Here is a 26,420-nt window from a genome sequence, read left to right on the forward strand (position 1 = left end):
GCGAGTAACAGAGTTCGGAGACAGCAATGACACAGTTTTCGGGGACGGACACCGCGATCATCATTGGAATGGTCGTCGTATATATCGCCATCACCGCCTGGATCAGCATCCGGCTTCGCAGCAAGACCACAAAGGAGTTCATGGTGGCGGGCCGGTCCACGCCGGCCGTCGTGATCGCGATTCTCCTCATGTCGGAGTACATCGGTGCGAAGTCGACCATCGGCACCTCTCAGGAGGCGTTCAACGTTGGCGTTGCCGCGTCCTGGTCGGTGATCTCGGCGTCGATCGGCTTTGTGTTCTTTGGTCTCTTCATGGCCAAGCGGCTCTACAAGTCCGGTGAATTCACCATCTCTGGCTTCATCGCCCAGAAATATGGCAAGCACGCGAAGCTTGTAGTCTCGGCCATCATGATTTATGCGCTGTTCATCGTGAACGTCGGCAACTACGTGAGCGGTGCGGCTGCGATTTCCACGGTGATGCACATCAACCTCCCCACGGCTGCGCTGATTACGGCCGTTGTGAGCACGATCTACTTCGCATGGGGCGGCCTGAAGAGCGTTGCCTATGTCACGATCCTGCATAGCGCCGTCAAGCTGCTTGGCATCGGCATCCTGGTCTGGGTGGCAATGTCCCTGACAGGCGGCATCGCTCCGATGATGAAGGCAATGCCGGAGCAATACTTCACGTGGAACGGCATGCTGAGCGGCAGCACGATCGGCGCGTGGATCATCGGTACGGCAGGTGCGATTTTCTCGACGCAGTTCATCATCCAGGCGATTTCCGGCGCGAAGTCCGCGGAGGAAGCGCGCAAGGCGACGCTGATGGCTGGCGTGCTGTGCGTGCCCATCGCTATCGCACTTGGCGTGATCGGCGTGGCAGCAAAATTCCTGTTCCCGGACATCACGAGTCTCTACGCGCTTCCGGTCTTTCTGCAACACATGAATCCGCTGCTCTCGGGCGTCGTGACGGTTTCACTCGTGGCTTCGATCTTTGTGAGCGTGAGCACGGTTGCACTGGCCATTGCATCGCTGATCGTCAAGGATTTCTACGTGCCGCGCTATAACCCGTCTCCGGAGCGTGAACTGCGTGCTACGCGACTGATTTCCTTTGTGGTCGGATTCCTGCCGCTGATCTTCGTTCTGTTTGTACCGCAGATCCTTGCGCTGTCTTTCTTCACCCGTGCACTCCGTCTCACGGTTACCGTGGTCGCGCTGATCGGTATCTACCTGCCATTCTTCAGCAGCAACCGCGGTGCGGTCTGGGCACTGATCGTCGCAACGATCGCCACCACGATCTGGTATCTGCTGGGTAATCCGTTCGGCATCGACAATATGTACATCGCGCTGGGCACCCCCGCCATCGTGATGTTGCTCGAGAAGATGCTGCTGCGTTCGAACAGCCTCGCGAACTTGCCATCGGATCATGGGCGTGTCGCACACCGCGACGCCTGATAGCCCAGCCCAATACCTCGCAACCCAGACGAAGCGCAAACGGCTCCACTTTTAAGTTGAAACCCTGATGGCCACCGCCCCCTTTACCGTACTTGTGACCGCGCAGCACCTGGTGCCCGAAGCACAGAAAATTCTCCATGATGCCGGCGGACGCATCGAGTTCATGGCCGATCCAATCGATGAGGAGACCCTCGTGCGGCGCCTTGCAGCCGGCACCGTGGACGCCGTCCTGATGCGTGGTTCCAAGCCGTTCACCGCGGGCGTGCTTGCCGCTGCTCCCGGGCTCAGGATCATCGCCAAGAATGGCGCTGGGATTGATAGCGTCGACCTGGAAGAGGCTGGGCGCCGCGATATTGCGGTGACCGTGTCGGCCGGAGCCAATGCCGACGCGGTGGCGGAGCACGCAATCTCCATGATGCTTGCACTCGTACGGGACCTTGCCAGACTCGACCGGACCATACGCGCCGGTGGCTGGGAGGGAACGGCCTGGCAAGGTCGCGATTTCCGAGGCTCCGTCGTTGGCATTCTGGGCTATGGCAGCATCGGGCGGAGCACCGCGCATCTGGCGACGGCCCTGGGTGCGGAGGTCATCGTGATGGACGCGACGCGCAAGGAAGCAGACGGCTTCAGGATGGCGACGGATTTCGATGAATTCCTCAGAGGCATCGATATTCTGAGTCTCCATTGCCCGCTGACGGAGCAGACGCGCGGTCTCATTGGAAAGCGTGAGCTTGCGCTGTTGAAGCCGGGATCCATCATTGTGAATACCGCTCGTGGGCCAGTCATCCAGGAGGCGGCACTAGTCGACGCGCTAACGAGCGGTCATCTCGGTGGGGCGGGCCTCGATACGTTCGAGATCGAGCCATTGGAAGCTGGCAGCCCTCTTCGGGACATTCCTAACGTCATACTGACGCCTCACGTAGCGGGCGTCACCCGTCAGGCTGCTTTGCGCGTTGCAACCATTACCGCACGAAACATTGTCGACTTCCTTGACGGGCGCGCGCTGCCGCCCGGAAACCTGGTTGCCGGCCCCTCTACGCGGAAAGCCTGACATCCGTCGCGACATACCTATAAGGAGACATCGGACATGGCAATCTTCACCTCATCGTTGCGCAGGGTGTTCGCATCCACGCTTGGCGTGCTCGCTGTCGGTCTCGCGCCATGGTCCGGCGCCCAAGCGCAGGCATCCTACCCAAACAAGCCGATCACGCTCGTTGTGCCCTATCCCGCCGGCGGGGCCAACGATATGTTCGGGCGGCTGCTGGGTCAGAAGATGGGCGAGTCACTGGGTGCGTCCGTGATTGTGGAGAACAGGCCCGGGGCGGGGGCGCTGATCGGTGCCAGCTACGTCGCGCGCGCACCGGCCGACGGCTACACGCTCTTGCTTGGGGGCCTGGCCACGCATGCGGCAAGCCCGAACCTGCTCAAGGCCGACTATGACCCGCTCAAGGCGTTCGAGCCGATCGGGATGATCGGCCGGGCGCCCATCATCGCCATCACGTCGAATGATTCGCCCTACAAGACATTGAAGGACGTGGTCGAAGCCGCCAGAAAGAACCCGCAGGGCGTCATGTACGGCTCCTCTGGCAATGGTTCTCCGCTGCACCTGGCAGGCGAGCAGTTTTTGGCCATTGCGAAGGTCCAGATGACTCACGTCCCGTATAAGGGGGGCAACGCACACATTCTGGATCTGCTTGGCGGCCGGATTCCCGTGATCTTCGACACGGCGACCAACGCCATGCCCCTGATCAAGGGCGGCAAGGTGCGTGCCCTGGCGGTGGGAACACCCGCACGTTTGCCGGACCTTCCCAAGGTACCGACCTTCGCAGAGGAGGGTTATCCGCAGTTCCAGTTCTCTGCCTGGTACGCGCTGTTTGCGCCTGCCAAGACACCGAAAGACGTGACTGCCAGGCTCACTGACGCGCTTGGCAAGGCGCTCAAGGATCCAGTTGTGGTCAGGAAGCTTGGAGACCTGGGGGTGACGGTAGCGAATCCCGATCCGGTGGAACTGGCCAAATTTCTGCCTGGCGAGTACGAGCGCATCGGGAACCTGATCAAGACGGCAAAGATCAAGGCCGACTGAAAGGGGACAGCGATGTCTCATATCGGTCCCAGTACCTTTCCGTCACACTGAGCACAACAGACTCGGACAGGGAGACAAGCCATGTCATTCAAGCGAATATTCCAATTCAGCGTCCGATCCGTTGCGGGCGCCCTGCTTATATGCGCTTGCACAGCGGCGTGGGCGCAAACCTATCCATCTAAAGCGGTGCGGATCATCATTCCGTTTCCGCCAGGAGGGCCGACGGATACAGTGGGGCGTATGCTCGCGCAGAAGCTGACGGAACAAACCGGGCAAAGCTTCATTGTCGAAAACCGTCCTGGCGGGCAAGCGGTGATCGGTGGGGATGCCGTTGCAAAAAGTGCTGCCGATGGCTATACGCTCCTGTTTAGCGCATCCTCCTTTACTACGACACCGATGGCTTTGAAATCGGCGCCGTATGATGTGGTGAAGGATTTCACACCGATAGCCTTGGTCGGGAAGGGCCCGCTCGCTGTGTCCGTGAACAAGCAGCTTCCGATCCGAAATATCAAGGAACTGATTTCCTACGCTCACGCGCACCCAGGAAAGATGAGCTTTGCGATCGGATCGCAGGCATCCGCCGGGCACCTGTCTACGGAATTGCTCAAGCGTGCGGGAAAGATCGACTACCTTGTCGTCCCCTATAAGGGCTCCGCCCCCGCCTACCAGGACCTGATCGGTGGTGCGATCGATGGCTTCATCGATCCGGTGCTCGGTGTGCTGTCGTATTACAAGAGTGGCATGGTTCGGGTGCTCGCCGTGACATCAAAAGACCGCTCCCCTCTATGCCTGATGTGCCGACCGTTGGAGAGACCGTGCCCGGCTACGAGTTCTACAGCTGGTATGGCCTGTGGGGTCCATCAAGTATGCCCACTGAAGTGGTCAAGCGACTGAACGCTGAAGTCAATAAGGCGCTGAATTCTGACTTGCGCACGCGACTGGTTGAGCAGGGCTACCTGCTGTCGCCCGGCACTCCGGAGGATTTTGCGCATTTCCAGAAGGAAGATATGGCGCGCTCCGCCAAGATCGTCTCGGACGCCAAGATTCGCGTCGAGTAGCAATACTCGCCAACGACCGGTTCTACTCCTTGGGACGGCCTGCCGGCAACCAGCGTGCAAGCGCTCGTTTAGGACGCTGGAAGGAATTCGAATAGCGGAAGTACGGACAGGAGCATGAATATGGTTGGGAAGGAACTCAACAACGACGGGATCGATTTAGTCACGGACCTGGCATCCGAGGCACGAATACGAGATGGCGCAAGCGAACTTGCCGCATTGGAGGACGCCGTTGAGGCATTGCGCCGGGCCCTGGTCGATGGGGATGGCGAAGCCCTAAACCGGATGTTGCACGAGCGGTTGACCTATTCGCACTCCAACGGTCGGGTGTGGACCAAGGAGGAACTCCTACAGAACCTTAGCGGAAAAAAGCGCTACCTGTCGGTCTCCCTATCCGAACAGACAGTTGAGGTAGTCGGATCGGTAGGGGTCGTTCGGCATACCTATGATGTTGTGAACAACCTTGGCGAAGGAAGGACGAACTCGAGCCATATCGGTGTTCTCCTTTGCTGGATCAAGGCGGGGGAGAACTGGGAATTGCTGGCGCGAAGCAGTACGACGTTGCCAGAGTGAATGCTGAGCGAAAAAATGCAACGGTTGCAGAAATGTTGAGCGCCGCGATCTTCAACATCACCGCAACACGTGTTGACGCCCATAGCCGGCATTGGTCAGGTGGTGACTTCCAGGTCCGTGAAGAGTAGTAAAAGATGGTTTTTCCGCAATTTGTGTGACGACGGCGAATTCGCGTCGAGGACCCTTGCCGTAGAACAAAGTAATTCTGTCACTCCGGAATCCGGCTGGACCCGCGCGAAATATAGAAGCCCGGCCGGTGAGTTGACAATATTGCTTGCACTCTCCGCGAAACGAAGTACCAACAACTACAACCCGAAGAGCGCATGCGCATCGAGATTTGGAAGGCCGAGAACATCAGCCTGCGGGCCATGGCCCGCAGGCTAGGCCGCGCGCCTTCGACCTTGATGCGTGAGCTTCGCCGTAACGCCGCCGCGCATGGCGGCTATGGCGCGATGACCGCGCAAGCCTGCCGTGCGCTACGCCGCCAAGCCAGTCGTCCAGCCCCCGAGCTTGCTCCCGACAGTGTGCTGTGGGGCGTGGTGCGCCACTTCCTCGACCAGAAGTGGTCGCCCGAGGAAATCTCCGCTACGCTCAAACGCGCCTTCCCTGACGACCGCGACCGCCACGTGTCCCACGAAACCATCTACAACGCCATTTACGCCTATCCGCGAGGTGAACTGCGCCGCCAGCTTATCTCCTGCCTGCGCCAGGGCCGCGCCAAGCGCCTGCCGCGCTCGCGTGGCACTGACCGGCGCGGCCAGATTCCCGACATGGTCAGCATCCATGTGCGCCCGCCCGAAGTCAACGACCGGCTCATGCCCGGGCACTGGGAGGGCGACCTCATCAAGGGCGCGGGCAACCAATCGGCCGTGGGCGTGCTGGTCGAGCGCATGAGCCGCGCCGTACTGCTGGTCAAGATGCCCAACGCTACTGCTGCTTTGGCCTTGGCGGGCTTCACCGCCAAGCTGCAATCCCTGGTCGCGCCGCTGCGCCAGACGCTGACCTACGACCAGGGCCGTGAGATGGCTCGGCACGCCGAACTCAGCGCTGCCACCGGCGTGCGCGTGTACTTCTGCGACCCGCACAGCCCCTGGCAGCGCGGCTCCTGCGAGAACACCAACGGTCTGCTGCGCCAGTACTTACCCAAGGGCACCGACCTATCCGTCCACTCTCAGGAGGACCTTGATGCCATCGCCGACAGTCTCAACACCCGGCCTCGCAAAACCCTTAACTGGCACAACCCATTGCAAGTCCTCGCCCAGGTCCTGGCTAATCCCTCGGACCGGCTTCCTGTTCAATAACCTGCGGGGTGTTGCACCTTCGCACTTGAAACCGCCGCGGATATGGTCTACCGCTTTGACCGCAGGTTCTGAATCGTTCGTCACCACGCCGAGTGTAATTTCATTATCTTGAAACAACCATAGCGAGCAGTCTCCGTGCTGCTGCTTTTCCTCCTCTAACGGAATCCAGCAGCCCTCTCCGCTCCAGCGCACGTGGACCAGCTTCTGCCGATAGGGCAGGAGCTTCAGAATTGCCGCCACGGTTTGCGGTGCGTCCGGATTGGTTTCGGCGATGAACGTGTAGCCGGCGCAATCCACCCAAGATAAGCACCGCCCAAATAGGCATCAAAAAGCCTTGTAAGTAGCATGTCGATGAGGTTTGTGGCGAGGCGGGCGTGGCTTAGCGAGATCCGGTCGCACGCGATGGGTACGTGTTGCGATCAAGGCCAAGGTCTCATTCAGAGCAGCCTTGGCCCAGCGCAAGCCGAGCAGCGCCGCTGACAGGACAGGTTTGAGAGCGGTGATGGCAAAGGTTCGGTTGATGCGATGGTCCGAGTCAATTTCATGTTCCTGCGCGGCGCTGAGGCAGCATAGGGCGTGCAGGTTGTCGCTGAGGATTTTGGCGCCGAAGTCCTGCCTGGCGGCCAACTGTGAGAGGCCGGACAGATGTTCGAGTGCCATGCGGTGCTTGAGGCGTTTGAACGCCTCCTCGAGGCGCCAGCGTTGATGGTAGAGATCGCGGAAGGTGGCCGCCGGATAGCGCTGCATGTCGAGCAGATTGGTGATGAGCACGCGCACCTTGCCGGCTGGCGAGATCTGCCGGATCAGCCGAACGGTCTGCGGGGTAGCCGCACACTCATAGTCGCGCGCGTCGATGCGGGCTGGAGCCGGGAGCCTGACGATGGCCTCGTCACGGCCAGAGCGCACAAAGCGCTGTACGGCAGCAAAGCCGCTGCCGTCTGCGCGCATGCAGAAAGGAATGCTTTGTTGGTTGAGCACGGCCACCAGCCAGCGAGCGGGGTAGCCGCGGTCGAGGAGAAGCAAGTCGTCGGATTGCAGGCGGTCCAGATGCTCGAACAGGATCTGGCGTTCGTTCTCGTGCACGCTGTGCAATGAGGCGGTGAGCATGATCTCGGCCTCGGGCAGGTACAGGCCGAAGGCGAGTTGATCGCGGGTGGCGGCTCGAGGGAGATGGCTGTGGCGGATGGCAAAACGCAAGTGTGAGGCGTCCGCGGCGACCAGCCGAAAGCCATGCCAGCGCGGCAAATGTTTGGACACTTGCTGAAGCAGCCAGTCGTTGAGGTGAGCAAAGACATCGCCGCTGAGTTTGCTGCGAGCCTGGGCGAACGCTTGTTCACTGACGCCTCGGCACAAGGTATTTTGGCGGGCGAGTGCGGCGAAGAATTGATCGAGTTCGGCTTGTACCCCCATGCGCAAGTTGCCAAGCATAAAGGTGATCAGTGTTGGCAGGGTGAGCTTACGCTGACGGGTGAATGCAGCCGGATATTCGGCATGACGGGCAAGATCGCGAAAGACCTGGGTGTGCAGATATTGGGTAAGCGTAGCGAACAGATCAGACAGGGGCATCAGAGCCAAGCGAGGATCGAGAAACGATCTTCTATTGGCCGCCGCCCTGCTTGCGCTAAACAGCCAGCGCAAGCAGGGCGGCGGCCCCTCGAACCTCGTCACCTGTCAAGCGTTCTTGGCGAAAATTGCGATTTTTCTTGGCGGCTTATCTTGGGTGGATTGGGGGGGGGGGCCTTCAAAGTTCAAGTCTCAGACGACGTTGGCGCGGCCGAGCAGATGTGGAGCTAACACCGTGGCGATCGGACGCAACGCGGACCACACCAATTGGAAGTAAGGGCCCGGAAGCCGATCTCGCCAGCTATTTAACGCGCGAGGCCGCTGAGCAGGCCTCGCCGAGGGCGATAGAAACACAAGCCCATGTCGCTGAACTCAACAAACTGGGCTGTGACCATGGCCAAGGGTACTTCTTCTCCAAGCCGCTGGCCGGAAAGCACGTTCACCGCTTTTACTGGAGCGAGCACCCTGAATAGACGCACTTGCGAACAGAGGAAATGGGGCTCTTGGTCACGGGAGCGACCGCGAATGCTGCGCGGCAGATGTGAAAAAAAGGCAGTTGAAACAACTAGTGAAAGCCGGCTAGCTGGCAACAACGAAAAATAACCCGCGTTGCACCGGGTCTGCAACGCGGGCACACGGGGCCTAACGAGGTCTAACGGGGTGCCACGTGCCCAATGTAGCAGCGAATTAAGTAACGTTTAAATCAGGGTTAACGATTGTGTTGCTTGCCAACATCCCGTCAGCGCCGCGTTGGTGCGTAGCTGTTTGCGGCAGGCAAGCAATGCGAAACCTCGAGTCAACAGCTCGATTGGGAAATGGCTTCTCGCAAAGCCCGAGTCATGCTGTTTATTTCATGCTGCCATCTGGGTAACTTTTTTGGAAGCACCGTGCAGGGCAAATTCATGCACTCACATGGATCTTCGCTTGATAGCTTATTTGCTCTGTTACCACCCAGCAGGAGACAAGTCTCTCCGTGGCTGGCGCCAATGGGGGAAAACACGCAAGTAACATTTGGAATTGCGCTAACATTGAGCTTTCAGTGCCCGTTCGAGTGAACAGCCAATGGAGGCCTCCTGCCTCAACGTTTCGGACAATACCGCCCGCCGCTAAGGCGGCGAACTAGACAGTGTGCGATTGGTCAGTGAGGCTGAAGGATGCGCTGGTCGTTAAAATCCCGGGTGGTCGCCTCAACAGTAGTTGCAGTTCTTCTTCTTGCGGTACTGCTGATTCTGGTTGCACGCCATTACGTCTTCGCGAACCTGAAAGATTCCTTGCAGGCCCAGCAGGATGCACAGGTCAAACTGGTTGCTGCGCAACTCGACGACAAACTCGAAGTACGTGCGGTCATCCTGCGTCGTCTTGCCGAGCAACTCGCCCCGCTGCTGGACCGTGGTCCGGTGGAACTGAAGCGCGTCACTGTGCAGGCCGCTCCTATTCCTGAGTTGTTCGATTGGGTATTTCTTACTTGGCCGGACGGTACGCGGGCATTCGATACCAGGCCGATAGACCAGAACCCCGATGTCTCGGACCGGCGGTACTTTCATGACATTCTGCGCGGCGCATCCCTCGTCATTTCCGAACCGGTGATAACCAAGGTAACTGGTGCGCCCGGCATCGCCATGGCCGTACCGGTGCGCTCGGCTGATGGACGAGTGCTGGCGGTTCTTGTGGGAAGCTTGTATCTCCAGCGCGAAAACTTCCTCATGGCGCTGTCTCGAAGTCATATCGGCATCACCGGAACCTATTGTCTTGTTTCTTCGGGGCAGTCCCCTCGCTACATTGTGCATGCTGACCCGGGAAAAATACTCCAGTCTGCAAACTCCGTAGGTGAGTCGTGCGGCACCGACAGGGCCAGCTCCATTTGGGAATTCGCTTGGCCAACGCGGCCCATTGTTGCTCGACACCGACTTGAAACGGCGGGGTGGGAACTGGTTGCGACACTCCCCGCAAGGGAGGCCTTCTCGCCAATCACCCGTGCACGGCTAAAGATTGTAGCTGCGGCTGGAGCAGCCTTGGCTATAGCCGGGTTGCTGATGTTGCAAGTGGCCAGACGCTTGCTGGCTCCGTTGGAGAACCTGGAACGGGCCGTGCAGGAAAGTGCGACGGACATGTCAGCATGCGCGGCGCTTCCCACAGGGAGGGCAGACGAAATCGGCGCCCTGGCCAGAACGTTCTCGAGCGTTATGGGCCAGCTTGCCGAACGCACGAGCGCTCTGTTGAAAGCGAGGGCACTAGCGGAGGAACGGGAAGCACGCATCCATGCCATTGCCAATCACATACCAGACCTCGTGGCCTATCTCGATGTGGACGAGCGCTATGTGTTCGTCAACCAAGCGTACGAACGGCGATTCGGAATGTCTCCAGATGACATTATCGGCCTGACGCCCAAGCAACTCTGGGGTGATGACGTTTATGCGAAAGCGATAAGGCCTCACCTCAGACTCGCTCTTTCAGGTAGGCTGGTCACATTTGAGGCTGAGCACCACTACGAGAACCGGCCTGTTTGTTTTGAGGTTACCTATCAACCCGCTTGGAGTGGGTCGGTTGCCAGGGTGGTTGGAGTGCATGTCTTCGCCAGAGATATTACTGCAGAGCGCCAGAAGATGCGGCACCTCGAGCAAACGACACTGTTAGATGACCTGACCGGTCTGCTCAATCGGAAAGGCTTTGACCGGCGCTTGGCATCGGCCATAGAACAGTCCGACGGAGGCGGCTGGCTAATGGCATTGCTTCTCGTCGACCTCGACAATTTCAAGGCCGTGAATGACACCTATGGCCATGTGGTCGGCGATAAGCTTCTGAGCATCATAGGGACGCGGCTGAGGTCATGCGCTAGCGAATCCGACTCCGTTGCGCGCGTGGGCGGCGACGAGTTTGCAGTAATACTGGAGGACATTTCGACGTCGCAAGCAGTGGAACGTGTCGCCGAAGCGATAGTTTCGGCGACCGCCGAGCCCTGTATCCTTGACGGTCACCTGATTACTTGCAGCACGAGTGTTGGCGGTATGCTCCGCAACTCCGGCGAGGACGGTAGTCGGAACGAGCTTTTCTTGAATGCGGACACTGCCCTTTACGCGGCTAAACATGCCGGCAAAGCCAGGTTCGTTATCTTCGGCAATTCCCAAGCGATTTCTTCAGATTTCGATGTCCGCCCAGACACAGATTGATATTGTCCCTGTCACTAGACGAGTGCTAACACACCACGGCCCTCGGGAGGGCGGGTACTCGCACCACTGGCGAGCACTCGGATACGGGAACATGTGGCGACTAACGCGAACAAGCTAGACATCATGTATGGACCTGCCGCGCCTCAAGGTACGCGGATTAAGCTTGAGGTGCGTTACACCGCAGCTCAGAGCCGCATTGAGGGGGCAGGTCATGAACAAGTTTAGCAAGTACGTGGGCCTGGATGTACATCAGGAAACGATTGCCGTAGCGGTCGCCGACATGGCCGGCGAGGTGAGGTATATGGGCGAGATCGTCAACACACCCGAAGCCATTGCGAAAGTGGTGGCGCGCCTCAAGCGCGGCACAGGCAGGCTGGCGTTCTGCTACGAAGCCGGGCCCTGCGGCTACACAATTTGCCGACAGCTGCGGGAGCTCAAGCAGGATTGCCAAGTCGTAGCGCCGTCGCTGATTCCCAGGAAACCAGGCCAACGGGTGAAGACCGACCGACGCGATGCCCTAAGTCTCGCGCGCCTGCATCGCGCCGGCGAATTGACCCCTGTATGGATTCCCGATGAGGCACAGGAGGCGCTGCGCGATCTGACTCGTGCGCGTGAGGACATGAAGCATCTGCAACGCCAAGCCAAGCAACGGCTGTTGTCGTTTCTGTCGCGCCATGGCCATCGCTACACGGGCCGCTCCAGATGGACGCAAGCACACTGGCGCTGGCTGGAAGGCATCAAGTTCGCCCGGCCGGAGCAACAGATCGTGCTGCAGGAATATATCGACACAGTGCAGGCCTGCGGCACGCGCGTGGCCAGCCTCGACCGCGAAGTCGAGACAGCGGCGCACGCCAGCCCAGTCTGGCCGGTGATCGAGGCGTTGATGGCGCTGCGCGGCATCAGTCTGCTCGCCGCTGTAACAGTAGTCGCGGAACTCGGTGATCTCACCCGATTTGCCGGCGCGCCCCAGCTGATGGCCCATCTGGGCCTGGTGCCCAGCGAACACTCCAGCGGCAAGCACGAACGCCGCGGTGGCATTACCAAGACCGGCAACAGCCATGTCCGGCGGGTACTCATCGAAGCAGCGTGGACCTATCGTCATGCCGCACGCAAGACCGCGATCCTACAGCGGCGCGCAGAGCGTACGTCCCCCGAAGTCCAGGAGATCGCCTGGTCGGCGCAAAAACGGCTGTGCCAGCGCTTTCGAAACTTGATGGCACGCGGCAAGCTCAAGAACCAGGTCTGTACCGCCATTGCTCGCGAGCTTGTCGGTTTTATCTGGGCCATCGGGAAACACGTCGTCCCCCTCAGCCGAGCTTAGCTGGCATGAGAAGATCGAGCAGATACCAGGATGCTTAGGCCAGGACCAGGCAACGGTGGGAGAACCCTCGCGCTTACACTAGGAGGCAACTGGAAACAGCACAACCCTCGACTCTAGATTGAGGCAGCTCCCCGACGTTTCGTTTGTCATGCGGTAACCAACCCGCGCATATCAGAATGATCAACCGTCGGATAACCGCCTCGTCCTGGCCCAAGCATCCTGTTCTTGACGACCGTCCAGGAAGCCAGTCTCGCATGGTCGTGAGCACGCAAGTGCCGCGCTCACGACCAATGCCTAGCATGGAAAACCGGCGTCGCGTCAAGGGTGCGCTACGCCGGGCTGATGCCCGCCCTTGACCCGTCAAACTTTGGGGAGCCCACACTTTGGTACTTGACACGGTCCATACATATCAGTGTCATGAGTCTGAAATTCATTGCATTATTTGGCTCGCGTTGTACTCTGCATTGAAGGCACGCACGGGGCGAGGTAGCGATGAGGGGAAGACCAAAGGCGGAACTAATCTTGAGTGAGGCTGAACGCGAGCAGCTCAAGGCGCTGACGATGCGGCGCAAGACGGCACAGGCGTTGGCTTTGCGCGCGCGCATCGTGCTGGCCAGTGCTGAAGGCCTGGACAACAAGACCGTTGCCGCAAAGCAGCGTGTCGACGTGCATACGGTTTCCAAGTGGCGCTCGCGATTCGTCGCGGATCGCCTGGATGGGCTGCTGGATGCTCCGCGCCCAGGGGCGCCGAGGATCATCGCTGACGCACAGGTCGATGCGATTATTGCCAAGACGCTCGAATCCGTGCCAGCCGGGGCTACTCACTGGAGCACGCGCAGCATGGCTCGCGCGGCAGATCTGTCGCAGTCGACCGTGACGCGTATCTGGCGCGCCTTTGGGCTGCAGCCGCATAGACAGGAGACCTTCAAGCTGTCCAGCGACCCATTGTTCGTGGAGAAGGTGCGAGATATCGTGGGGTTGTACCTCGACCCACCGCTCAAGGCCATGGTGTTGTGCGTTGACGAGAAGAGCCAGATTCAGGCGCTGGACCGCACGCAGCCGATTTTGCCGATGGCGCCAGGCATCCCCGAGCGACGCACGCATGACTACATGCGCCATGGCACGACAACGTTGTTCGCCGCGCTGGACATCGCCACAGGAAAAGTTATCGGTGAATTGCATCGCAGACATCGCAGCAGTGAGTTCCTGCAGTTTCTACGCACGATCGAAGCCAACGTGCCACCCAAGCTCGATGTGCATCTCGTCATGGACAACTACGGCACGCACAAGACGGCGTCGATCAAGGCTTGGTTCGCTCGCCATCCACGCTTCCATGTTCATTTCACACCGACCTCCGCCTCGTGGATCAATCAGGTGGAGCGCTGGTTTGCAACCATCACCGAACAATACATCCGCCGCGGCACGCATCGCTCAACCCGACAACTTGAGCAAGCTATCCGCCAATACCTTGACCTGAACAACGCCAACCCCACGCCTTTCGTGTGGACAAAGTCCGCCGATGACATCCTCGCCAGCATCAAGCGATTTTGTCTACGAATTTCTGACTCGGGACACTAGACGGGACGCGTATTTGATGCGATTCGCGGGACGTTTCTTCGCGACCTCGACCCGCAAGTGACGTTCGGCAACGCACCGCCGGCTGGCAATGGCGCGTACACGGTTTTCGAAAGAAGCGCTCAGTCCAGTGCGCCGGCTGGAGGAAGGCAGGGCGGGCAGCCGCCATTGCCGGCCGTACCCTCGGCAGCAAGAACGCGGTTCCGTTCGAGGAGTTTAAGGTCCGATAACACGCCCTTATCGCGTCGTCAGCGAAATGCTAGCGCGATGGCACTCCGATGGCTGCTGCGCTGAAAGCAGAGCTAGGCGTCATCAGCGGGAACCGCATGACCTTGGTCCCGCAAGGCCTTCGTCCAGCGCTTGATGCGTGCACGCAGTCGTCCCTGTGCAGCTCTGTCAATCGGCATGTCGTCGACGCGACTGATCGCTGTACGCGGTAAGACATAGCCGTGCTGTATCAGGGCCATACAGAAGACTCGGTCCTTGTCGCGATCCGCTGCCGCCTTCGCCATAAAGAGGTCAACAAGGTCAAGGCAATAGCCGACCCGCCCATTCGTGCCCGCCGTCTGGATGCGCTGCAAGCGGCTTTCCCACCCGGCGGGAAGACATGCTGTCTCTGGCCCGACGCCCTGCGCGTAGTAACCATACGTCTCGTGAAAGCGCGAGCCTTCACCAATCGCCGCGTCGATCGCATCCGCCTTGTGGGTGGCATTGAGCGGGTAGATGTCAGCCTCCGCGGACATCGTGAAAACCGCCGGGGGATTGGGGATCAGCCCCAGGATGGATTGGCTGCCAACGACAACGAACTCATATTCGTTCGTGATGTCGGCAGCAGCCCGAATGATGTGTTCCAGATCTTCCCGCTTCATTCCTGGTTCCCCAGGACAACGCCTTTTTTCAGCGCCTGAACCTGTGCTAGCACTTCCTGCCGAAGGGCATCTGGTAAAAGCGTGGGCAGCGGAGACGCTTGGCGCAGCTCTTGAGCACGACGAGTTCGGCCGAGCGCTTTGCGCCACGACTGGTTCGCAAGAATCGTTTCCCACTCGGACCAGAGTGAATCAGACCGTGAGTCTCCCTGCGCGCGCCATCGCCTGAGCACTTCTCGGGCCCGGTCCAGTAGCGTGGGGTCATCCTGAAGCAGGCGGATCGCTTCCTTGTGAAGCGCCATGCTCTGCAAGTCCTGAGCCTCATGGCGGCTTGGATCAGTCCTGACCCGAACTTGTACCTGCGGTACGGCACGCTTGGATGAGGCGGCCGCAGAGTTCGCCGGCGCGGGTTGAAACGTATCGCTGACTAACAGGGCAAGGTCGCCGGCAACCCCCAGCACGGACATGACACGCAGATATGTGCCCATGGTTGGCGCGGGGTCGCCTGCCTCAACGGCAGCGAGGGTCGTCCGGGAGATGCCGACGCGCTTGGCCATCTCAACCGTGCCAAAACCCTGAGCCTTCCGCAGGCGTTTGATGCGGTCGCCGAGTTGCAGGAGCAAGTGGCGCTCGAGGACTGAGGTGGTATCGGTAAAGGCTGGCATATGTCCAGTATTCTAGTCAAAAATCAAGTATTTGACTAGTTCACTGAACAGAATTGAGGGTTGATCTGTGTTGCGTTAGATCCACCTGTACAAATTCCTTTGGCAGCAGGGCTCCTCCGTCACGCGTCTGGTATCCTGGTTTCCAGCCGACGCGCGTACCCCGGGACCAGTAGGCAGTGAACCATGGGGCCAAGACTATGACTATATTTATGCAACCGACGGATGCCCCCCCAAAGAGGTGTCTTACTGCTGCAGCGACTGAACATAACGCCAGTAGAGCGAAATTTTGCTGGTTGCTGGGGCGTTATATTTGATTGAGAGGCTAGCCGGCTGCGGTCGCAGCCAGGCGCTCAGCCCGCCGTCGACGCGTGGGCGCTGAAAGCAGGAGCAAAGTCGAAATGGGCCGCTGCATACATGGCATTGCACGCCCAAACCTCTTCACTGTGCTTATAGAAGGCGACCCATTTTCCGTCGCTGACACAGTGGGACGCCAGGGAAGACTTCGGCATGGCCGTTCGGACCGTCCAGCGGAAAGGGCGCGTGCGGCGTGGCCCAGTAATGGCCGCGCGGTAGGGGCGCAATCGTCTTTGGCATCTCATCAGGCCCGGTGTGGTGTCACAGGCGGCGGCCGCGCCTCGCTATGGCGAAATGGAGGCGCTGTCAATCCTGCAACGGCGTAGCATCACGCCGCGACATCCTGGTGTAGTCTCGCCACCAAATTACTCCTGCTATCCGGCAATTCCTCCATGGCGCGAGATCTTCAATTCCTGGCCCGGGTCTTCTGCGTCGGCGCCATCATTGTGATCGTCGCCATTGTCTCCCGGCAAGTATATCTGCGCAGCGCCGCAGAGGCTGACGTAGCCGATGCGGATGAGGAACCCGCGACAATGATGTTGATTCGCTGCGAGACGATGCACGATCGTCTGCAGGATCAGCACAGTTTGGCTGTAGAGGCTGACTCGCGGCCGCGTGCTCGTTGTCGGGAATCCTGAGTTCGGCGAATCTCGATGCTGCCGGCCGTTCACTCTCTGCTGGTGTGGCGCCGGCGTATGCTTCCGGCGCCCGTCCAGACGCCACCACGTGCAGGTGGTTGGGCGAAGACCTAAAAACAAGCGAACAAAGAAAAGCCCGCTGCAAGGGCGGGCTGGAATCCCTTCGGTGAAAGGGAGGAGACGAGGGTGAGTATAAACCCTAATGAGAAATCTTGCAGAGCATGGCAGGAGTCGTTGGGTGGTGCCAATCCGCTACTTTCATGATGATGAAAGTATGGAAATGGCGATGCTAGCGAACGGTGCAATAAGGCAAGATCTCGCCCGTTGCTTACTCGTCGTCTCAATGCGACCCATCTGAGCCATCGACTATAGGGAGGCCGGACGGCAGTAGCTGCCGCAAAAGCAGCCGGTCCGCCCTTGAATGACTGAGTCCGACAAGCCGTCCAGTCGAATAGGCGGACTGCCACTTTGCTAGCCAGCCTGACTGCTTACTCTTAGCTCCTTGCGGTAGCGGTTCAGGTCCTGCACGCTGTCGAACCTGCGCTCGAACAGCAGCGACATGTTGGTAAGCGTCCGGGCAACCCGTCTTGAATTGAGGTGAAGGTCTTGGGAGCATCGTGTCCGCTTAACGAATAGGTGGACACGTGAACACTATCGAACAAGAGGCTCCGGCCGGACGACGTCGGCGCCGCCGCTACAGCCGCGAATTCAAGGCTCAGGTGGTTGCTGCATGCCAGGGACCAGGTGTTTCGATTGCAGCAATTGCGTTGCATCACAAGCTCAACGCTAACCTGCTCAGGCGCTGGGTTGACCAGGCCGAAGGGAATGTGCCGGCCCTGATCGTCGGCAGCGAAGTGGCAGTCCAACGGGCTGCGATGCCGGCATTCGTGCCGGTACCGCTCGAGTCGAGGAACGTGCGCTCAACCGAGATCCGTGTCGAAGTGCGTCGCGCAGACCAGTCGATCACGGTAAGCTGGCCGACATCCGAAGCAGCGCAATGCGTTGCCTGGCTGCGCGAGTGGCTGGCGTGATCCGCATTGACGAGGTTTGGCTGGCGGTCGATCCGCTGGACATGCGGGCCGGCTTCGACAAGGCGCTGGCCAGGGTGGTCACGGTGTTCGGGGCCGCGCATCCGCACCATGCCTACCTGTTTGCCAATCGCCGGGCCAACCGTATGAAGGTTCTGGTTCACGACGGCATCGGCATCTGGTTGGCAGCACGCCGGTTAAATCAAGGGCAGTTCGCGTGGCCGCGTTCCGGCGAACCAAACCAATACCCGCTGACGCACGAACAATTGGCCGGCCTTGTGCTTGGATTGCCATGGCAGCGCATCGGTCAGGATGGAGTGATCCGAGTCGTGTAACGTCCGCGATTGCAATCGGTGCGCGTGCCGATGTTTGTGGAATGCCGGGCACGGCACAATAGCCGGCATGATCGACACCGCACAACTCCAGGGCATGAACGCAGACCAACTGCGGGCGCTGGCCATGGATTTGATGTCAGAAGTGCGGGCGCGGGATAGTGAGTTGCGCCTCAAAGATACCCGCATCGCCCAGCTCACGCATGAGATGGCTGTGTTGAAACGGTGGAAGTTCGCCGCCCGTAGCGAGAAGCTTCCAACCGAGCAACAGAGCTTGCTTGACGAAGCCATCGACGCAGACCTGATCGCCATCGAGCACGAGCTCGAACAACTCGCCAGCAAACCGAAGAACGAGCCCCCGCCGAACAAACCGCGCCGTGCGCCGCTGCCGCCGAATCTGCCGCGTGTCGAAGTTCGCCATGAGCCGACGTCGACCACGTGTGGTTGCGGCTGTCAGCTCAAGCGCATTGGCGAAGACGTCAGCGAGAAGCTGGACTATACGCCCGGCGTGTTCACCGTCGAGCGTCATGTGCGCGGCAAATGGGTGTGTGCGCAGTGCGAAACGCTGACGCAGGCCCCGGTGCCGGCCCAGGTGATCGACAAGGGAATCCCTACCGCCGGATTGCTTGCGCAGGTGCTGGTAGCCAAATACAGCGATCACTTGCCTCTATATCGGCAGGAACGCATCTTCGAGCGCGCAGGCCTGGCCATTCCTCGGTCCACGCTCGCGCAATGGGTCGGCATGTGCGGCGTGCAACTACAGCCACTGGTGGACGCGCTCAAGGAGCAGATTCTGCAACATCGTGTGCTGCATGCCGACGAGACGCCGGTGGCCATGCTCAGTCCCGGTAAGGGCAAGACGCAGCGCGCCTACCTGTGGACGTATTGCCCCGGGGCCTTCGAGGGTCTGCGCGCAGTGGTGTACGACTTCGCCGACAGTCGCGCGGGCGAGCATGCGAGGAACTTCCTTGGCAACTGGAAAGGCCAGCTCGTCTGCGACGACTTCACCGGTTATAAGGCGCTGTTTGCCCAGGGCATTACCGAGTTAGGTTGCATGGCGCACGCGAGACGTAAGTTTTACGACCTCCACGCAGCGAGCAAAAGCCAGATCGCACAGGATGCTCTGCAGTACATAGGTGAGCTCTACGAGATCGAGCGGGAAGTGCAGCAGCTTGCTGCACAATTGCGGCTGGAAATCCGGCAACAACGCGCCCGGCCGATTGCCGATGCGCTCTACGCCTGGATGACCGGGCAACGCGCTCGCGTGAGCGAGGGATCCGCTATCGCCAAGGCGCTGGACTACAGTCTGCGGCGATGGACTGCCCTGACGCGGTACCTCAAGGATCCGCAAGTCCCGATCGATAACAACTGGTGCGAAAACCAGATCCGTCCGGTTGCTCTCGGCCGGAGCAATTGGCTCTTTGCGGGATCGCTTCGGGCAGGCCGTCGCGCTGCTGCGGCCATGAGCCTCCTTCAGTCGGCCAGGCTGAACGGTCACGATCCCTACGCCGATCTCAAAGACGTTCTCACACGACTGCCAACGCAGCCCGCAAGTCGCCTCGAGGAGCTTCTGCCTCATCACTGGCAACTCCCGCAGTCCTGACCGCGGCGCTGTCGTCAAGACGGGATCACCGCGCGCTTACACATGTTGTGCAGGATCCGCTCGATCACCTTCTTCTCCCAGCTCTCATCAAAGCGGATCTGCTCGTCGAGCCAGTGCTCGAGCCAGTCCGGATCCGGCAGGCGGGACTGCACCGTGTCGTGGGGGAACAACGCCTTGTTCACGTGCAGGTTGGTCGGGTGCAGCGGCTTTTCCGTGCGGCGGGCCGATGCCATCAGCACGCCGATCTTGGCAAAAGCGGCGCGTGCCGGATCGCCAAACTGGGCCAGGTACTTCTTCATGTAGCGCAGGTACGCGCCACCGTGGCGGGCTTCGTCCTGGGACAGCGTGCGGTAGATGTGCTTGAGCACCGGTTCCGAGTGCCATTCGGCGGCGCGGCGATACCAGTGGTTCAGGCGGATCTCGCCGCAGAAATGTAGCATCAGGGTTTCCAGCGGCGGGGCCGGGTCGAACTCGAAGCGCACGGCGTGCAGCTCTTCCTCGGTCGGCACCAGATCGGGGCGGAAGCGGCGCAGGTACTCCATCAGCACCAGCGAGTGCTTCTGTTCCTCGAAGAACCAGATGCTCATGAAAGCCGAAAAGTCGGAATCGTGGCGGTTGTCACGCAGGAACATCTCCGTGGCGGGCAGGGCCGACCATTCGGTGATGGCATTCATGCGGATGGTTTTCGCCTGATCGTCGGTCAACAGACTGGCGTCGAACGAACCCCAGGGGATGTCCTTGTCCATGTGCCAGCGGACGGCTTCGAGGGACTTGAATAGATCGTTGAAAAGCATAGGTACAGTGACCACTCGGGGTTGCGGATCTGGGATGGGACTCGCAAGAGTCCCAATTTTTTCAGGCTACTCGCCTGAGGACATCCCAAGCGGGCAAGTCACGCTCAAGCATCCTTCCATAGCAGCGGCCGCGGGGCGAACCCCAGCTTCGCCTTCGCCGCACCGTTCGAGGCGCCCGTCAGGCAGGTATGGTAGTAGACCGCTTCGTCACCTGCGGCCTTCCGGGCTTCCACGACGCTAACGCGGGCAGGCTCTGGCGCATCGACCCAGCGTGCGAATGCTGGCATCCATTTGGCGACAGGGAGCGGGTCATCATCGACCACGTTGTACACGCCGGGTTCGGCCATCAACGAAGCAACGGTCGCCGCGACCGCATCATCGATATGGACAAACGACCAGACGGCATTGCCGTCCCCAATGATCGACGTTTCGCCTCTCCGTGCCTGCTCCGCAATGGCTCCGTCAGGCCTGTACCACGTGCCAGGACCATAGAAGAATCCATAGCGCAGGACCACGCCTTCCACCGAGGCCGAGCCCGTGACGGAGTCCTCATACGCGCCGATGACCCGCGCGCTTTCGCCGATTTCGCCAGGGGCGTCACAGCGAAGCCCGGCCGTTTCGTCGGCAAGCTCCCCGGGCGGGGCATTCAGGTAAAAGCCACGCGATTGCACGATATAGCGTTTCACGCCCAGCGCCTCGGCCGCGGCCAGCAAATTGCTGCCCCCCTCCCGATGCAGGCGGGTATCGTTGGGCATCGATTTGATGATGTCGGCCGGATTCGCGGGAAGCCACGTAAGTTGGTCGATAACCACGTCGGGCGAAGCTGCTTCGATGGCGTTCCGAACAGACTGCGGGTCAAAGGCATCCGCAAAGGACACTGTGGCGCCGATCTCGCGCAGTCTGTCGGCGCCTGCGCCTGCGCCTGCGCCTGCGCCGGCGCGAGTCATTCCTGTGACTTCATGGTTCAGCGCGCGAAGTACGCGCACAAGCGGCAGTCCGATAGCGCCAGTGGCGCCTGCAACGAAAATCTTCATGAGCTTTCTCCTCGGAGCTGCGCAGCCTGGCAGCGCAGCGATAAGCCAACGACACAGCAGGGCGGAGTGACGCCCCGTTATGATTCGGTGAGAGCATTGTGTCCGTTTGTTGGGCCCTCAAAAAGCACCAAAAACCTGAAGAAATCGTGTACCACCCTTCCCATGTGTTGCCAGTGCCTTTGCACTCTAGGAGAACTTCCTGATCAGGTGTTGCAAGCGATCACAGGCAGTCGGCACCTGCTGTTCAATTGCTGTCGCAACACCGAGGAGTAATCCCGATCGCTGAGTAGACGCCGAGCAATACCACCCCGACAATGGGGCGGGCGCAAGTCCATAGGCATAGGCTTCTCGAGCGATCGTCTTGTCGTCGGCGCCATCGGGAAGCCTCATCACCACTGCAAGTCCGGCCGGATAGGCCTGGAATCCCTTGGATCTCAGCGCAGCCAGCAGTGCATTGCTTCGGCCTGCATAAATGCGCTTCATACGGCGCAAGTGTCGAATATAGTGACCATCCCGCATGAATTCAGCAGTCGCCATTTGCACTGCCGGTCCGGGCGCTGACGCAAGGCAGGCCACGGCTTCATCGAATCGGGCTACTAAGGTGGGCGGCACCACGACAAATCCAAGCCGCAGCGTCGGACTGATCGTCTTGCTGAAAGACCCAATATGAATCACCCGCCTCGCACGATCGAGTGACGCCAGTGCGGGAGCCGCGCGGCGTGTCAGTTGGAGTTCGCCCAGGTAATCGTCTTCGATGATCCAGGCATTCACGCGTGTCGCCCATTCGAGAATTCGCACTCGGCGCGCGAGCGACAATGTCGGACCCAGTGGCGCTTGTTGCCCGGCAGTGACCAAAGCCACCGCGGCATCTGGTGCGTGCATTTCGCCGTAGCTGACATCAATGCCTTCTTCGTCTACCGGGATGGGAACCGTTGCGAGCTGGGAAATTTCCAATGCCCTGCGGCTGGGAAAAAATCCCGGATTCTCGACCCATGCCTTTCGGCCTTCGGCCTGAATCACTCGCAGCACCACACCGAGCGCCCCTGAACATCCCGCCGTAATGAAAATCTGCGAGGGCTGGCATTCAATGCCGCGTGCCAAGGCCAGATGCGCTGCGATCTCTCGTCGGAGTTCATGTTCGCCTCTCGGGTCTGGATACGCTGCAGGCGCTTCGACTTCGTCGCGTGCCGCACGGGCTCGCAGCCGCGAGAACAATGCTGCCGGAAAGCAGTCCGATGCCGGCACGCCCATTTGAAAGACCGCAGGCCCGGGCAGGAAATGCTGGTACAGCGCTGATTGCAGATCGGACTCGATGGAACGCGCACGTTCCGTGATTGGGCTCGCGACGGCAGCATGCTCCGAGACTCTGGTCCCGCCAGCGCGTGATGAAACGACCAATTGTGCGTCGGTCAGCCGCTCATATGCAGTCTTGACGGTGCCTCGAGCAACACCAAGCTGTGCGGCAAGATCAACCCAGGATGGCAGTCTGGCACCGGGAACGAGTACCCCATTCTCAATGGCACCGGTAATGCCGAGCCGAATCTGCTCCGCCAGTGAAGTCTTGGACGCACGGTCAAGTTTCAGATCCAGGATTTGCATAGCGTCTGGTGCATCAAGAAACTGCATTCTTGGTTCTTTTTCATGAACCTCCGGGAGAGCATGATTCTAGCCTTTCAGGAGATAAACATGAAACTTCAACGCTTTCTTCTCTCTCTCGTGGCGGCTACGAGTATGGCCTTCACCGGGGCTGCCGCCGCTCACACCGTCGGCGATACGGTCAAGCCGAACTTCACCCGGGCGATTCCCAACATCCCGGGCAAGTCGCTCATCACAGTGGAGGTCCTTTATCCGCCCGGAGGCGCTTCGCATCCTCATACCCATGCCAAGTCATCATTCATCTACGCATACGTCGTCTCGGGCAGCGTCGCCAGCAAGGTGAACGACGAGCCGGAACGCGTGTACATGGCGGGTGAGAGCTTCTTCGAGGAGCCAGGCTCACGCCATCCGGTGAGCCGCAATGCGAGCAAGACCAGGCCGGCAAAACTGCTCGCGGTGTTTGTCGTCGATTCGGACGACAAGGAACTGACGACCAACGACAAGTAGGAGTTTGAGATGAGACTGGATTACACCAAGGCCGCGCCTGGCGGTGTGAAGGCATTTGGCGGCGTGTATGGCTATGTCATGCAGTCGGGCCTCGAAGACGTCCTCGTCGAGCTGGTCTATCTGCGCGTGAGCCAGATTAATGGGTGCGCCTATTGCCTGGACATGCACACCCGTGACCTGATCAAGAAAGGCGTGACGCCCGAGAAGCTTGCGCTCGTGCAAGCCTGGCATGAAGCGGGGCCGTTGTTCAGTGACCGCGAGAAGGCTGCGCTGGCATGGGCTGAGTCCGTGACACGCGTGGCGGACACCCACGTGCCAGACAATGATTTCAAGGTCGCTGCTGCGGCGTTCAGCGAGAAAGAGCTCGCTGACCTCACCATGGCGATCAGCCTGATGAATGCCTATAACCGGCTCGCCATCAGCTTCCGCCGCGCACCCGACTCCGCACTGGCTGCGAAAAACTGATGCGTGACGCCCCCCGGGTGCCGGGTGAAGTCAAATTGAGAAGCGCGCCTTTGGGCGCGTTTTTTTCTTGGGACACGACATAAGCCCTTGGCTGCGGTTCGCAGCTTCCACTCAGAGGTCCGCTTCTCCGAACGGGTCATCCGTCGTTCATGCACCGACTGACCGGTACCGTTTAGATTTGTTTGATGCCTGCCCTTGGCTGCAGGCTGCAGAACTCAAGGCGCATGAACAAACCTCAGGGGAGGAAACCGCGGAGTCCGGCGATGCCGGTGATGCGGGCTATGGCGATGATGGGTTCGTCCGAAGTGCCGCCGTGGCCTGAAGAGGGAGGCAGGGCCTCAATCGGCTCGCGTCATGATCCGCAAGTTGCCTCGGTCCTCAGTCTGGGAGCAGCCCCAGTATTCTTGAAATGATATCGCGAGCTTCTTGCGCGAAAACACCGGACCGGCATGGCGTCGTTCCCTTGTCATAGAGGCTCACTACGATGCGGACCGCCAGCATTCCACGATCTACCGGTCCGACATGCAACGCCTCAGAGCTTTGGTTTCACTCTGTTTTGAATACCGCTATCGCATTCTCGACTGGGTAACGGTGTCCGCATTTGCCCTGTATGTTCTCGTCTTTCTTCAAAGCTACCCGCAATCGTAGCGATTTGGCGCTGCGCGCGCCTGTCATCAAACGTCGACGTTACCGTCCTAGGCTGGATTGACAGGGCGCGGGACCATCTGCCACTTGGCGAATGACATATTTTTTGAATCGCCTGCAATATGACACGTCTGCATTGAGGGGCGTCCGAGATGTAACCACCCCCCGCTCTCGGTGCTGACATCATTGCCAGAGCGTTGTGTTTCGTTCCGTCCAGCGTTGGAGCGGCAACTGCTGGTCCGCCTCGAAGCGAACCAGCAGTGCATTCCACCAGGCTCGCTCAGGCCTTGATAAATGCCAACAGGTCCTCGTTGATGACGTCCGCGTGCGTGGTCGGCATACCATGTGGGAAGCCTTTGTATGTCTTCAACGTGCCTTTCTTTAGAAGCTTGGCCGACAGCGGCCCGGAATCGGCATAGGGCACGATCTGATCGTCGTCGCCGTGCATCACCAGAACAGGCAGATTGATCTTCTTCAGGTCCTCGGTGAAGTCAGTCTGCGAGAAAGCCACGATGCCGTCGTGGTGCGCCTTTGCGCTACCCATCATTCCTTGCCGCCACCAGTTCTGGATAATGCCTTCCTGGGGCTTTGCGCCCGGCCGGTTGAAGCCGTAGAACGGACCTGCGGGAAGGTCGCGGAAGAACTGCACCCGGTTGGTGGCCGTCTGCAATTGCAGACCGTCGAACACCTCCTTTGGCAGACCGCCCGGATTGGACGCAGTCTTGACCATAAGCGGCGGCACTGCCGCGACGAGGCAGGCCTTCGAAGCCCGCTTCTCGCCGTGGCGCGCCAGGTAACGCACAACTTCACCGCCGCCAGTCGAATGGCCCACGTGGATGGCACCCTTGAGGTCGAGATGAGTCACCACGGCTGCCAGGTCGTCGGCGTAATGGTCCATGTTGTGCCCGTCCCAGACCTGCGACGAGCGCCCATGGCCCCGCCGGTCATGGGCAACGACGCGAAAGCCCTTGGAGAGGAAGAACATCATCTGGGCATCCCAATCATCGGAGCTCAGAGGCCATCCGTGCGAGAAGACGATGGGCGTCGCATTGGCGGGACCCCAGTCCTTGTAGAAGATTTGGACACCGTCCTTGGTTGTGACGTAGCTCATGGCTAAATATCCTTGCGAGGTTGCCGCGCTGCCAGACGCGGTCGAAGTAGCGGAGGCTGCATTGGGCACAGCCGCGGTAACTGCGGCGCCGGCCCCTAGAACCAGCAATTGGCGGCGCGTAATTTCAGGGAAGGTAGGCTTTGGTAATTCAGACATGCATTTCATGACAAGATCTCACATAAGTTGTACGGCGGTAATGAATGGGGCAATGAATGGGTATGAACGCTGTAGCCGCTCGCGAAGACGTTTCGTCTCCCATTGGAAGGAGCCAGATCAAGCGCCATCGGTGTAGGGATCGCGCGGCTCTGCGACGCTTCGTGCTCCGTCGGTATAGGGATCGCGCGAATCGGTCACGCTTCGAGCGTTATCGTAGTAGGGGTTGCGCGCATCGCGAACGGGCCGCGCACCGTCAGTACGGACGTCGTGCTCGGCCAGCGCAGAGGCGGATGCCAACTGCGGCGCAGAGGCAACAAAATAGACAACGGCGGCCGATAGGCCGAGGACAAGTTTCTGGGCTGTGAATTTCATGGAAGGAAGGCTCCTACTGAATGGAGAAAGACATCTGTACCAAACCTGGTGTAGTGCTTGGCGATCGTGAGGCTCAATGCGTGTCGATGTAGCGCCGCGGAGTCGACGCCACAAGGCCAGCACAGTAAGAATGGTGTCAGGGCGGATGAAGAACAAGTCGTCGTT

The 26,420-nt window shown here is 59.8% G+C and carries 21 protein-coding genes and 4 pseudogenes; 14 read left to right on the forward strand and 11 right to left on the reverse strand.

Going from position 1 to position 26,420, the window contains the following annotated elements:
* Nucleotides 1-26 precede the first annotated feature (26 nt).
* From KB879_RS38775 to KB879_RS38800, 6 genes and pseudogenes are all read left to right on the forward strand, one after another.
* Complete coding sequence (locus KB879_RS38775) at nt 27-1,451, forward strand: sodium:solute symporter family protein (protein WP_211983187.1); 1,425 nt, start codon at nt 27-29, stop codon at nt 1,449-1,451.
* 67 nt (nt 1,452-1,518) lie between these two features.
* On the forward strand, nt 1,519-2,502 hold the full coding sequence (locus KB879_RS38780) for a D-isomer specific 2-hydroxyacid dehydrogenase family protein (RefSeq protein ID WP_211983189.1): 984 nt from the start codon (nt 1,519-1,521) through the stop codon (nt 2,500-2,502).
* Between the two features lie 36 nt (nt 2,503-2,538).
* On the forward strand, nt 2,539-3,534 hold the full coding sequence (locus tag KB879_RS38785; protein ID WP_211983191.1) for a tripartite tricarboxylate transporter substrate binding protein: 996 nt from the start codon (nt 2,539-2,541) through the stop codon (nt 3,532-3,534).
* Between the two features lie 81 nt (nt 3,535-3,615).
* A pseudogene (locus tag KB879_RS38790) lies at nt 3,616-4,592 on the forward strand (Bug family tripartite tricarboxylate transporter substrate binding protein).
* A 114-nt stretch (nt 4,593-4,706) separates the two neighbouring features.
* On the forward strand, nt 4,707-5,162 hold the full coding sequence (locus KB879_RS38795) for a nuclear transport factor 2 family protein (protein ID WP_211983193.1): 456 nt from the start codon (nt 4,707-4,709) through the stop codon (nt 5,160-5,162).
* A 323-nt stretch (nt 5,163-5,485) separates the two neighbouring features.
* Nucleotides 5,486-6,463 carry an IS30 family transposase gene (locus tag KB879_RS38800; protein WP_211983194.1) on the forward strand — a complete coding sequence of 326 codons (978 nt, stop codon included), beginning with the start codon at nt 5,486-5,488 and terminating at the stop codon, nt 6,461-6,463.
* A gap of 144 nt (nt 6,464-6,607) precedes the next feature.
* Here KB879_RS38800 and KB879_RS38805 read toward each other — a convergent pair.
* Both KB879_RS38805 and KB879_RS38810 read right to left on the reverse strand, forming a co-directional pair.
* A pseudogene (locus tag KB879_RS38805) lies at nt 6,608-6,760 on the reverse strand (DUF3830 family protein); the annotation flags it as partial.
* A 27-nt stretch (nt 6,761-6,787) separates the two neighbouring features.
* Nucleotides 6,788-8,029, reverse strand: a complete 1,242-nt coding sequence (locus KB879_RS38810; RefSeq protein ID WP_211984594.1) for an IS4 family transposase — start codon at nt 8,027-8,029, stop codon at nt 6,788-6,790.
* 1,151 nt (nt 8,030-9,180) lie between these two features.
* On the opposite strand from KB879_RS38810, the gene KB879_RS38815 reads away from it, so the two are divergent.
* The 3 genes from KB879_RS38815 (at nt 9,181) to KB879_RS38825 (ending at nt 14,092) form a co-directional block, all read left to right on the forward strand.
* Nucleotides 9,181-11,193: a diguanylate cyclase domain-containing protein gene (locus tag KB879_RS38815; protein WP_211983195.1), complete on the forward strand. Its 2,013-nt coding sequence runs from the start codon at nt 9,181-9,183 to the stop codon at nt 11,191-11,193.
* Nucleotides 11,194-11,404: 211 nt separating this feature from the next.
* Nucleotides 11,405-12,514, forward strand: a complete 1,110-nt coding sequence (locus tag KB879_RS38820) for an IS110 family transposase (RefSeq protein WP_211983196.1) — start codon at nt 11,405-11,407, stop codon at nt 12,512-12,514.
* Nucleotides 12,515-13,006: 492 nt separating this feature from the next.
* Entirely contained in the window at nt 13,007-14,092 is a 1,086-nt protein-coding gene (locus KB879_RS38825; protein WP_211983197.1) for an IS630 family transposase, read from the forward strand.
* A gap of 299 nt (nt 14,093-14,391) precedes the next feature.
* Here KB879_RS38825 and KB879_RS38830 read toward each other — a convergent pair whose 3' ends face one another.
* The 4 genes and pseudogenes from KB879_RS38830 to KB879_RS40130 form a co-directional block, all read right to left on the reverse strand.
* The gene (locus KB879_RS38830; protein ID WP_211983198.1) at nt 14,392-14,958 is read right to left on the reverse strand and encodes a DUF6036 family nucleotidyltransferase; all 567 of its coding nucleotides are present in this window, start codon (nt 14,956-14,958) and stop codon (nt 14,392-14,394) included.
* Entirely contained in the window at nt 14,955-15,620 is a 666-nt protein-coding gene (locus KB879_RS38835; RefSeq protein ID WP_211983199.1) for a helix-turn-helix transcriptional regulator, read from the reverse strand. Before KB879_RS38835 ends, KB879_RS38830 begins: the two co-directional genes overlap by 4 nt.
* Before the next feature lie 728 nt (nt 15,621-16,348).
* Nucleotides 16,349-16,558, reverse strand: coding sequence for a hypothetical protein (locus tag KB879_RS40745; RefSeq protein ID WP_211983201.1), 210 nt, complete (start codon nt 16,556-16,558; stop codon nt 16,349-16,351).
* A gap of 525 nt (nt 16,559-17,083) precedes the next feature.
* Nucleotides 17,084-17,194: pseudogene (locus KB879_RS40130) on the reverse strand (ferritin-like domain-containing protein); the annotation flags it as partial.
* Between the two features lie 62 nt (nt 17,195-17,256).
* On the opposite strand from KB879_RS40130, the gene KB879_RS38845 reads away from it, so the two are divergent.
* From KB879_RS38845 to KB879_RS38855, 3 genes are all read left to right on the forward strand, one after another.
* Nucleotides 17,257-17,643 carry a transposase gene (locus tag KB879_RS38845; RefSeq protein ID WP_249221436.1) on the forward strand — a complete coding sequence of 129 codons (387 nt, stop codon included), beginning with the start codon at nt 17,257-17,259 and terminating at the stop codon, nt 17,641-17,643.
* Nucleotides 17,640-17,975, forward strand: a complete 336-nt coding sequence (gene tnpB, locus KB879_RS38850; protein WP_211983203.1) for an IS66 family insertion sequence element accessory protein TnpB — start codon at nt 17,640-17,642, stop codon at nt 17,973-17,975. The genes KB879_RS38845 and tnpB overlap by 4 nt, the downstream gene beginning before the upstream one ends.
* A gap of 67 nt (nt 17,976-18,042) precedes the next feature.
* Complete coding sequence (locus KB879_RS38855) at nt 18,043-19,575, forward strand: IS66 family transposase (protein WP_211983205.1); 1,533 nt, start codon at nt 18,043-18,045, stop codon at nt 19,573-19,575.
* A gap of 41 nt (nt 19,576-19,616) precedes the next feature.
* On the opposite strand, the pseudogene KB879_RS38860 reads toward KB879_RS38855, so the two are convergent.
* The 3 genes and pseudogenes from KB879_RS38860 to KB879_RS38870 form a co-directional block, all read right to left on the reverse strand.
* Nucleotides 19,617-20,369 (reverse strand): annotated as a pseudogene (locus tag KB879_RS38860) (ferritin-like domain-containing protein); the annotation flags it as partial.
* A 104-nt stretch (nt 20,370-20,473) separates the two neighbouring features.
* A complete protein-coding gene (locus tag KB879_RS38865; RefSeq protein ID WP_211983207.1) occupies nt 20,474-21,403 on the reverse strand; it encodes an NAD(P)-dependent oxidoreductase in 930 nt (309 codons plus the stop codon).
* Nucleotides 21,404-21,589: 186 nt separating this feature from the next.
* Nucleotides 21,590-23,029 carry a PLP-dependent aminotransferase family protein gene (locus KB879_RS38870; RefSeq protein WP_371827447.1) on the reverse strand — a complete coding sequence of 480 codons (1,440 nt, stop codon included), beginning with the start codon at nt 23,027-23,029 and terminating at the stop codon, nt 21,590-21,592.
* Between the two features lie 60 nt (nt 23,030-23,089).
* On the opposite strand from KB879_RS38870, the gene KB879_RS38875 reads away from it, so the two are divergent.
* Nucleotides 23,090-23,506 carry a cupin domain-containing protein gene (locus KB879_RS38875; protein WP_211983209.1) on the forward strand — a complete coding sequence of 139 codons (417 nt, stop codon included), beginning with the start codon at nt 23,090-23,092 and terminating at the stop codon, nt 23,504-23,506.
* Between the two features lie 9 nt (nt 23,507-23,515).
* Nucleotides 23,516-23,971 (forward strand): carboxymuconolactone decarboxylase family protein, encoded by a 456-nt coding sequence (locus tag KB879_RS38880; RefSeq protein ID WP_211983211.1) that lies wholly within the window; start codon nt 23,516-23,518, stop codon nt 23,969-23,971.
* A 925-nt stretch (nt 23,972-24,896) separates the two neighbouring features.
* Here the strand turns inward: KB879_RS38880 and KB879_RS38885 are convergent.
* Together KB879_RS38885 and KB879_RS38890 are read right to left on the reverse strand one after the other, a co-directional pair.
* Nucleotides 24,897-25,727 carry an alpha/beta fold hydrolase gene (locus KB879_RS38885; RefSeq protein ID WP_211983213.1) on the reverse strand — a complete coding sequence of 277 codons (831 nt, stop codon included), beginning with the start codon at nt 25,725-25,727 and terminating at the stop codon, nt 24,897-24,899.
* A 273-nt stretch (nt 25,728-26,000) separates the two neighbouring features.
* Nucleotides 26,001-26,255 (reverse strand): hypothetical protein, encoded by a 255-nt coding sequence (locus KB879_RS38890; RefSeq protein WP_211983215.1) that lies wholly within the window; start codon nt 26,253-26,255, stop codon nt 26,001-26,003.
* Nucleotides 26,256-26,420: the final 165 nt, after the last annotated feature.

This window comes from Cupriavidus sp. KK10 (assembly GCF_018223725.1).
Taxonomy (GTDB): domain Bacteria; phylum Pseudomonadota; class Gammaproteobacteria; order Burkholderiales; family Burkholderiaceae; genus Cupriavidus; species Cupriavidus necator.

Coding starts and splice junctions, on each gene's coding strand:
- KB879_RS38775 (WP_211983187.1), top strand. CDS start 27: ATGACACAGTTTTCGGGGACGGACACCGCGATCATCATTGGAATGGTC.
- KB879_RS38780 (WP_211983189.1), top strand. CDS start 1,519: ATGGCCACCGCCCCCTTTACCGTACTTGTGACCGCGCAGCACCTGGTG.
- KB879_RS38785 (WP_211983191.1), top strand. CDS start 2,539: ATGGCAATCTTCACCTCATCGTTGCGCAGGGTGTTCGCATCCACGCTT.
- KB879_RS38795 (WP_211983193.1), top strand. CDS start 4,707: ATGAATATGGTTGGGAAGGAACTCAACAACGACGGGATCGATTTAGTC.
- KB879_RS38800 (WP_211983194.1), top strand. CDS start 5,486: ATGCGCATCGAGATTTGGAAGGCCGAGAACATCAGCCTGCGGGCCATG.
- KB879_RS38810 (WP_211984594.1), bottom strand. CDS start 8,029: ATGCCCCTGTCTGATCTGTTCGCTACGCTTACCCAATATCTGCACACC.
- KB879_RS38815 (WP_211983195.1), top strand. CDS start 9,181: ATGCGCTGGTCGTTAAAATCCCGGGTGGTCGCCTCAACAGTAGTTGCA.
- KB879_RS38820 (WP_211983196.1), top strand. CDS start 11,405: ATGAACAAGTTTAGCAAGTACGTGGGCCTGGATGTACATCAGGAAACG.
- KB879_RS38825 (WP_211983197.1), top strand. CDS start 13,007: ATGAGGGGAAGACCAAAGGCGGAACTAATCTTGAGTGAGGCTGAACGC.
- KB879_RS38830 (WP_211983198.1), bottom strand. CDS start 14,958: ATGAAGCGGGAAGATCTGGAACACATCATTCGGGCTGCTGCCGACATC.
- KB879_RS38835 (WP_211983199.1), bottom strand. CDS start 15,620: ATGCCAGCCTTTACCGATACCACCTCAGTCCTCGAGCGCCACTTGCTC.
- KB879_RS38855 (WP_211983205.1), top strand. CDS start 18,043: ATGATCGACACCGCACAACTCCAGGGCATGAACGCAGACCAACTGCGG.
- KB879_RS38865 (WP_211983207.1), bottom strand. CDS start 21,403: ATGAAGATTTTCGTTGCAGGCGCCACTGGCGCTATCGGACTGCCGCTT.
- KB879_RS38870 (WP_371827447.1), bottom strand. CDS start 23,029: ATGCAGTTTCTTGATGCACCAGACGCTATGCAAATCCTGGATCTGAAA.
- KB879_RS38875 (WP_211983209.1), top strand. CDS start 23,090: ATGAAACTTCAACGCTTTCTTCTCTCTCTCGTGGCGGCTACGAGTATG.
- KB879_RS38880 (WP_211983211.1), top strand. CDS start 23,516: ATGAGACTGGATTACACCAAGGCCGCGCCTGGCGGTGTGAAGGCATTT.
- KB879_RS38885 (WP_211983213.1), bottom strand. CDS start 25,727: ATGAGCTACGTCACAACCAAGGACGGTGTCCAAATCTTCTACAAGGAC.
- KB879_RS38890 (WP_211983215.1), bottom strand. CDS start 26,255: ATGAAATTCACAGCCCAGAAACTTGTCCTCGGCCTATCGGCCGCCGTT.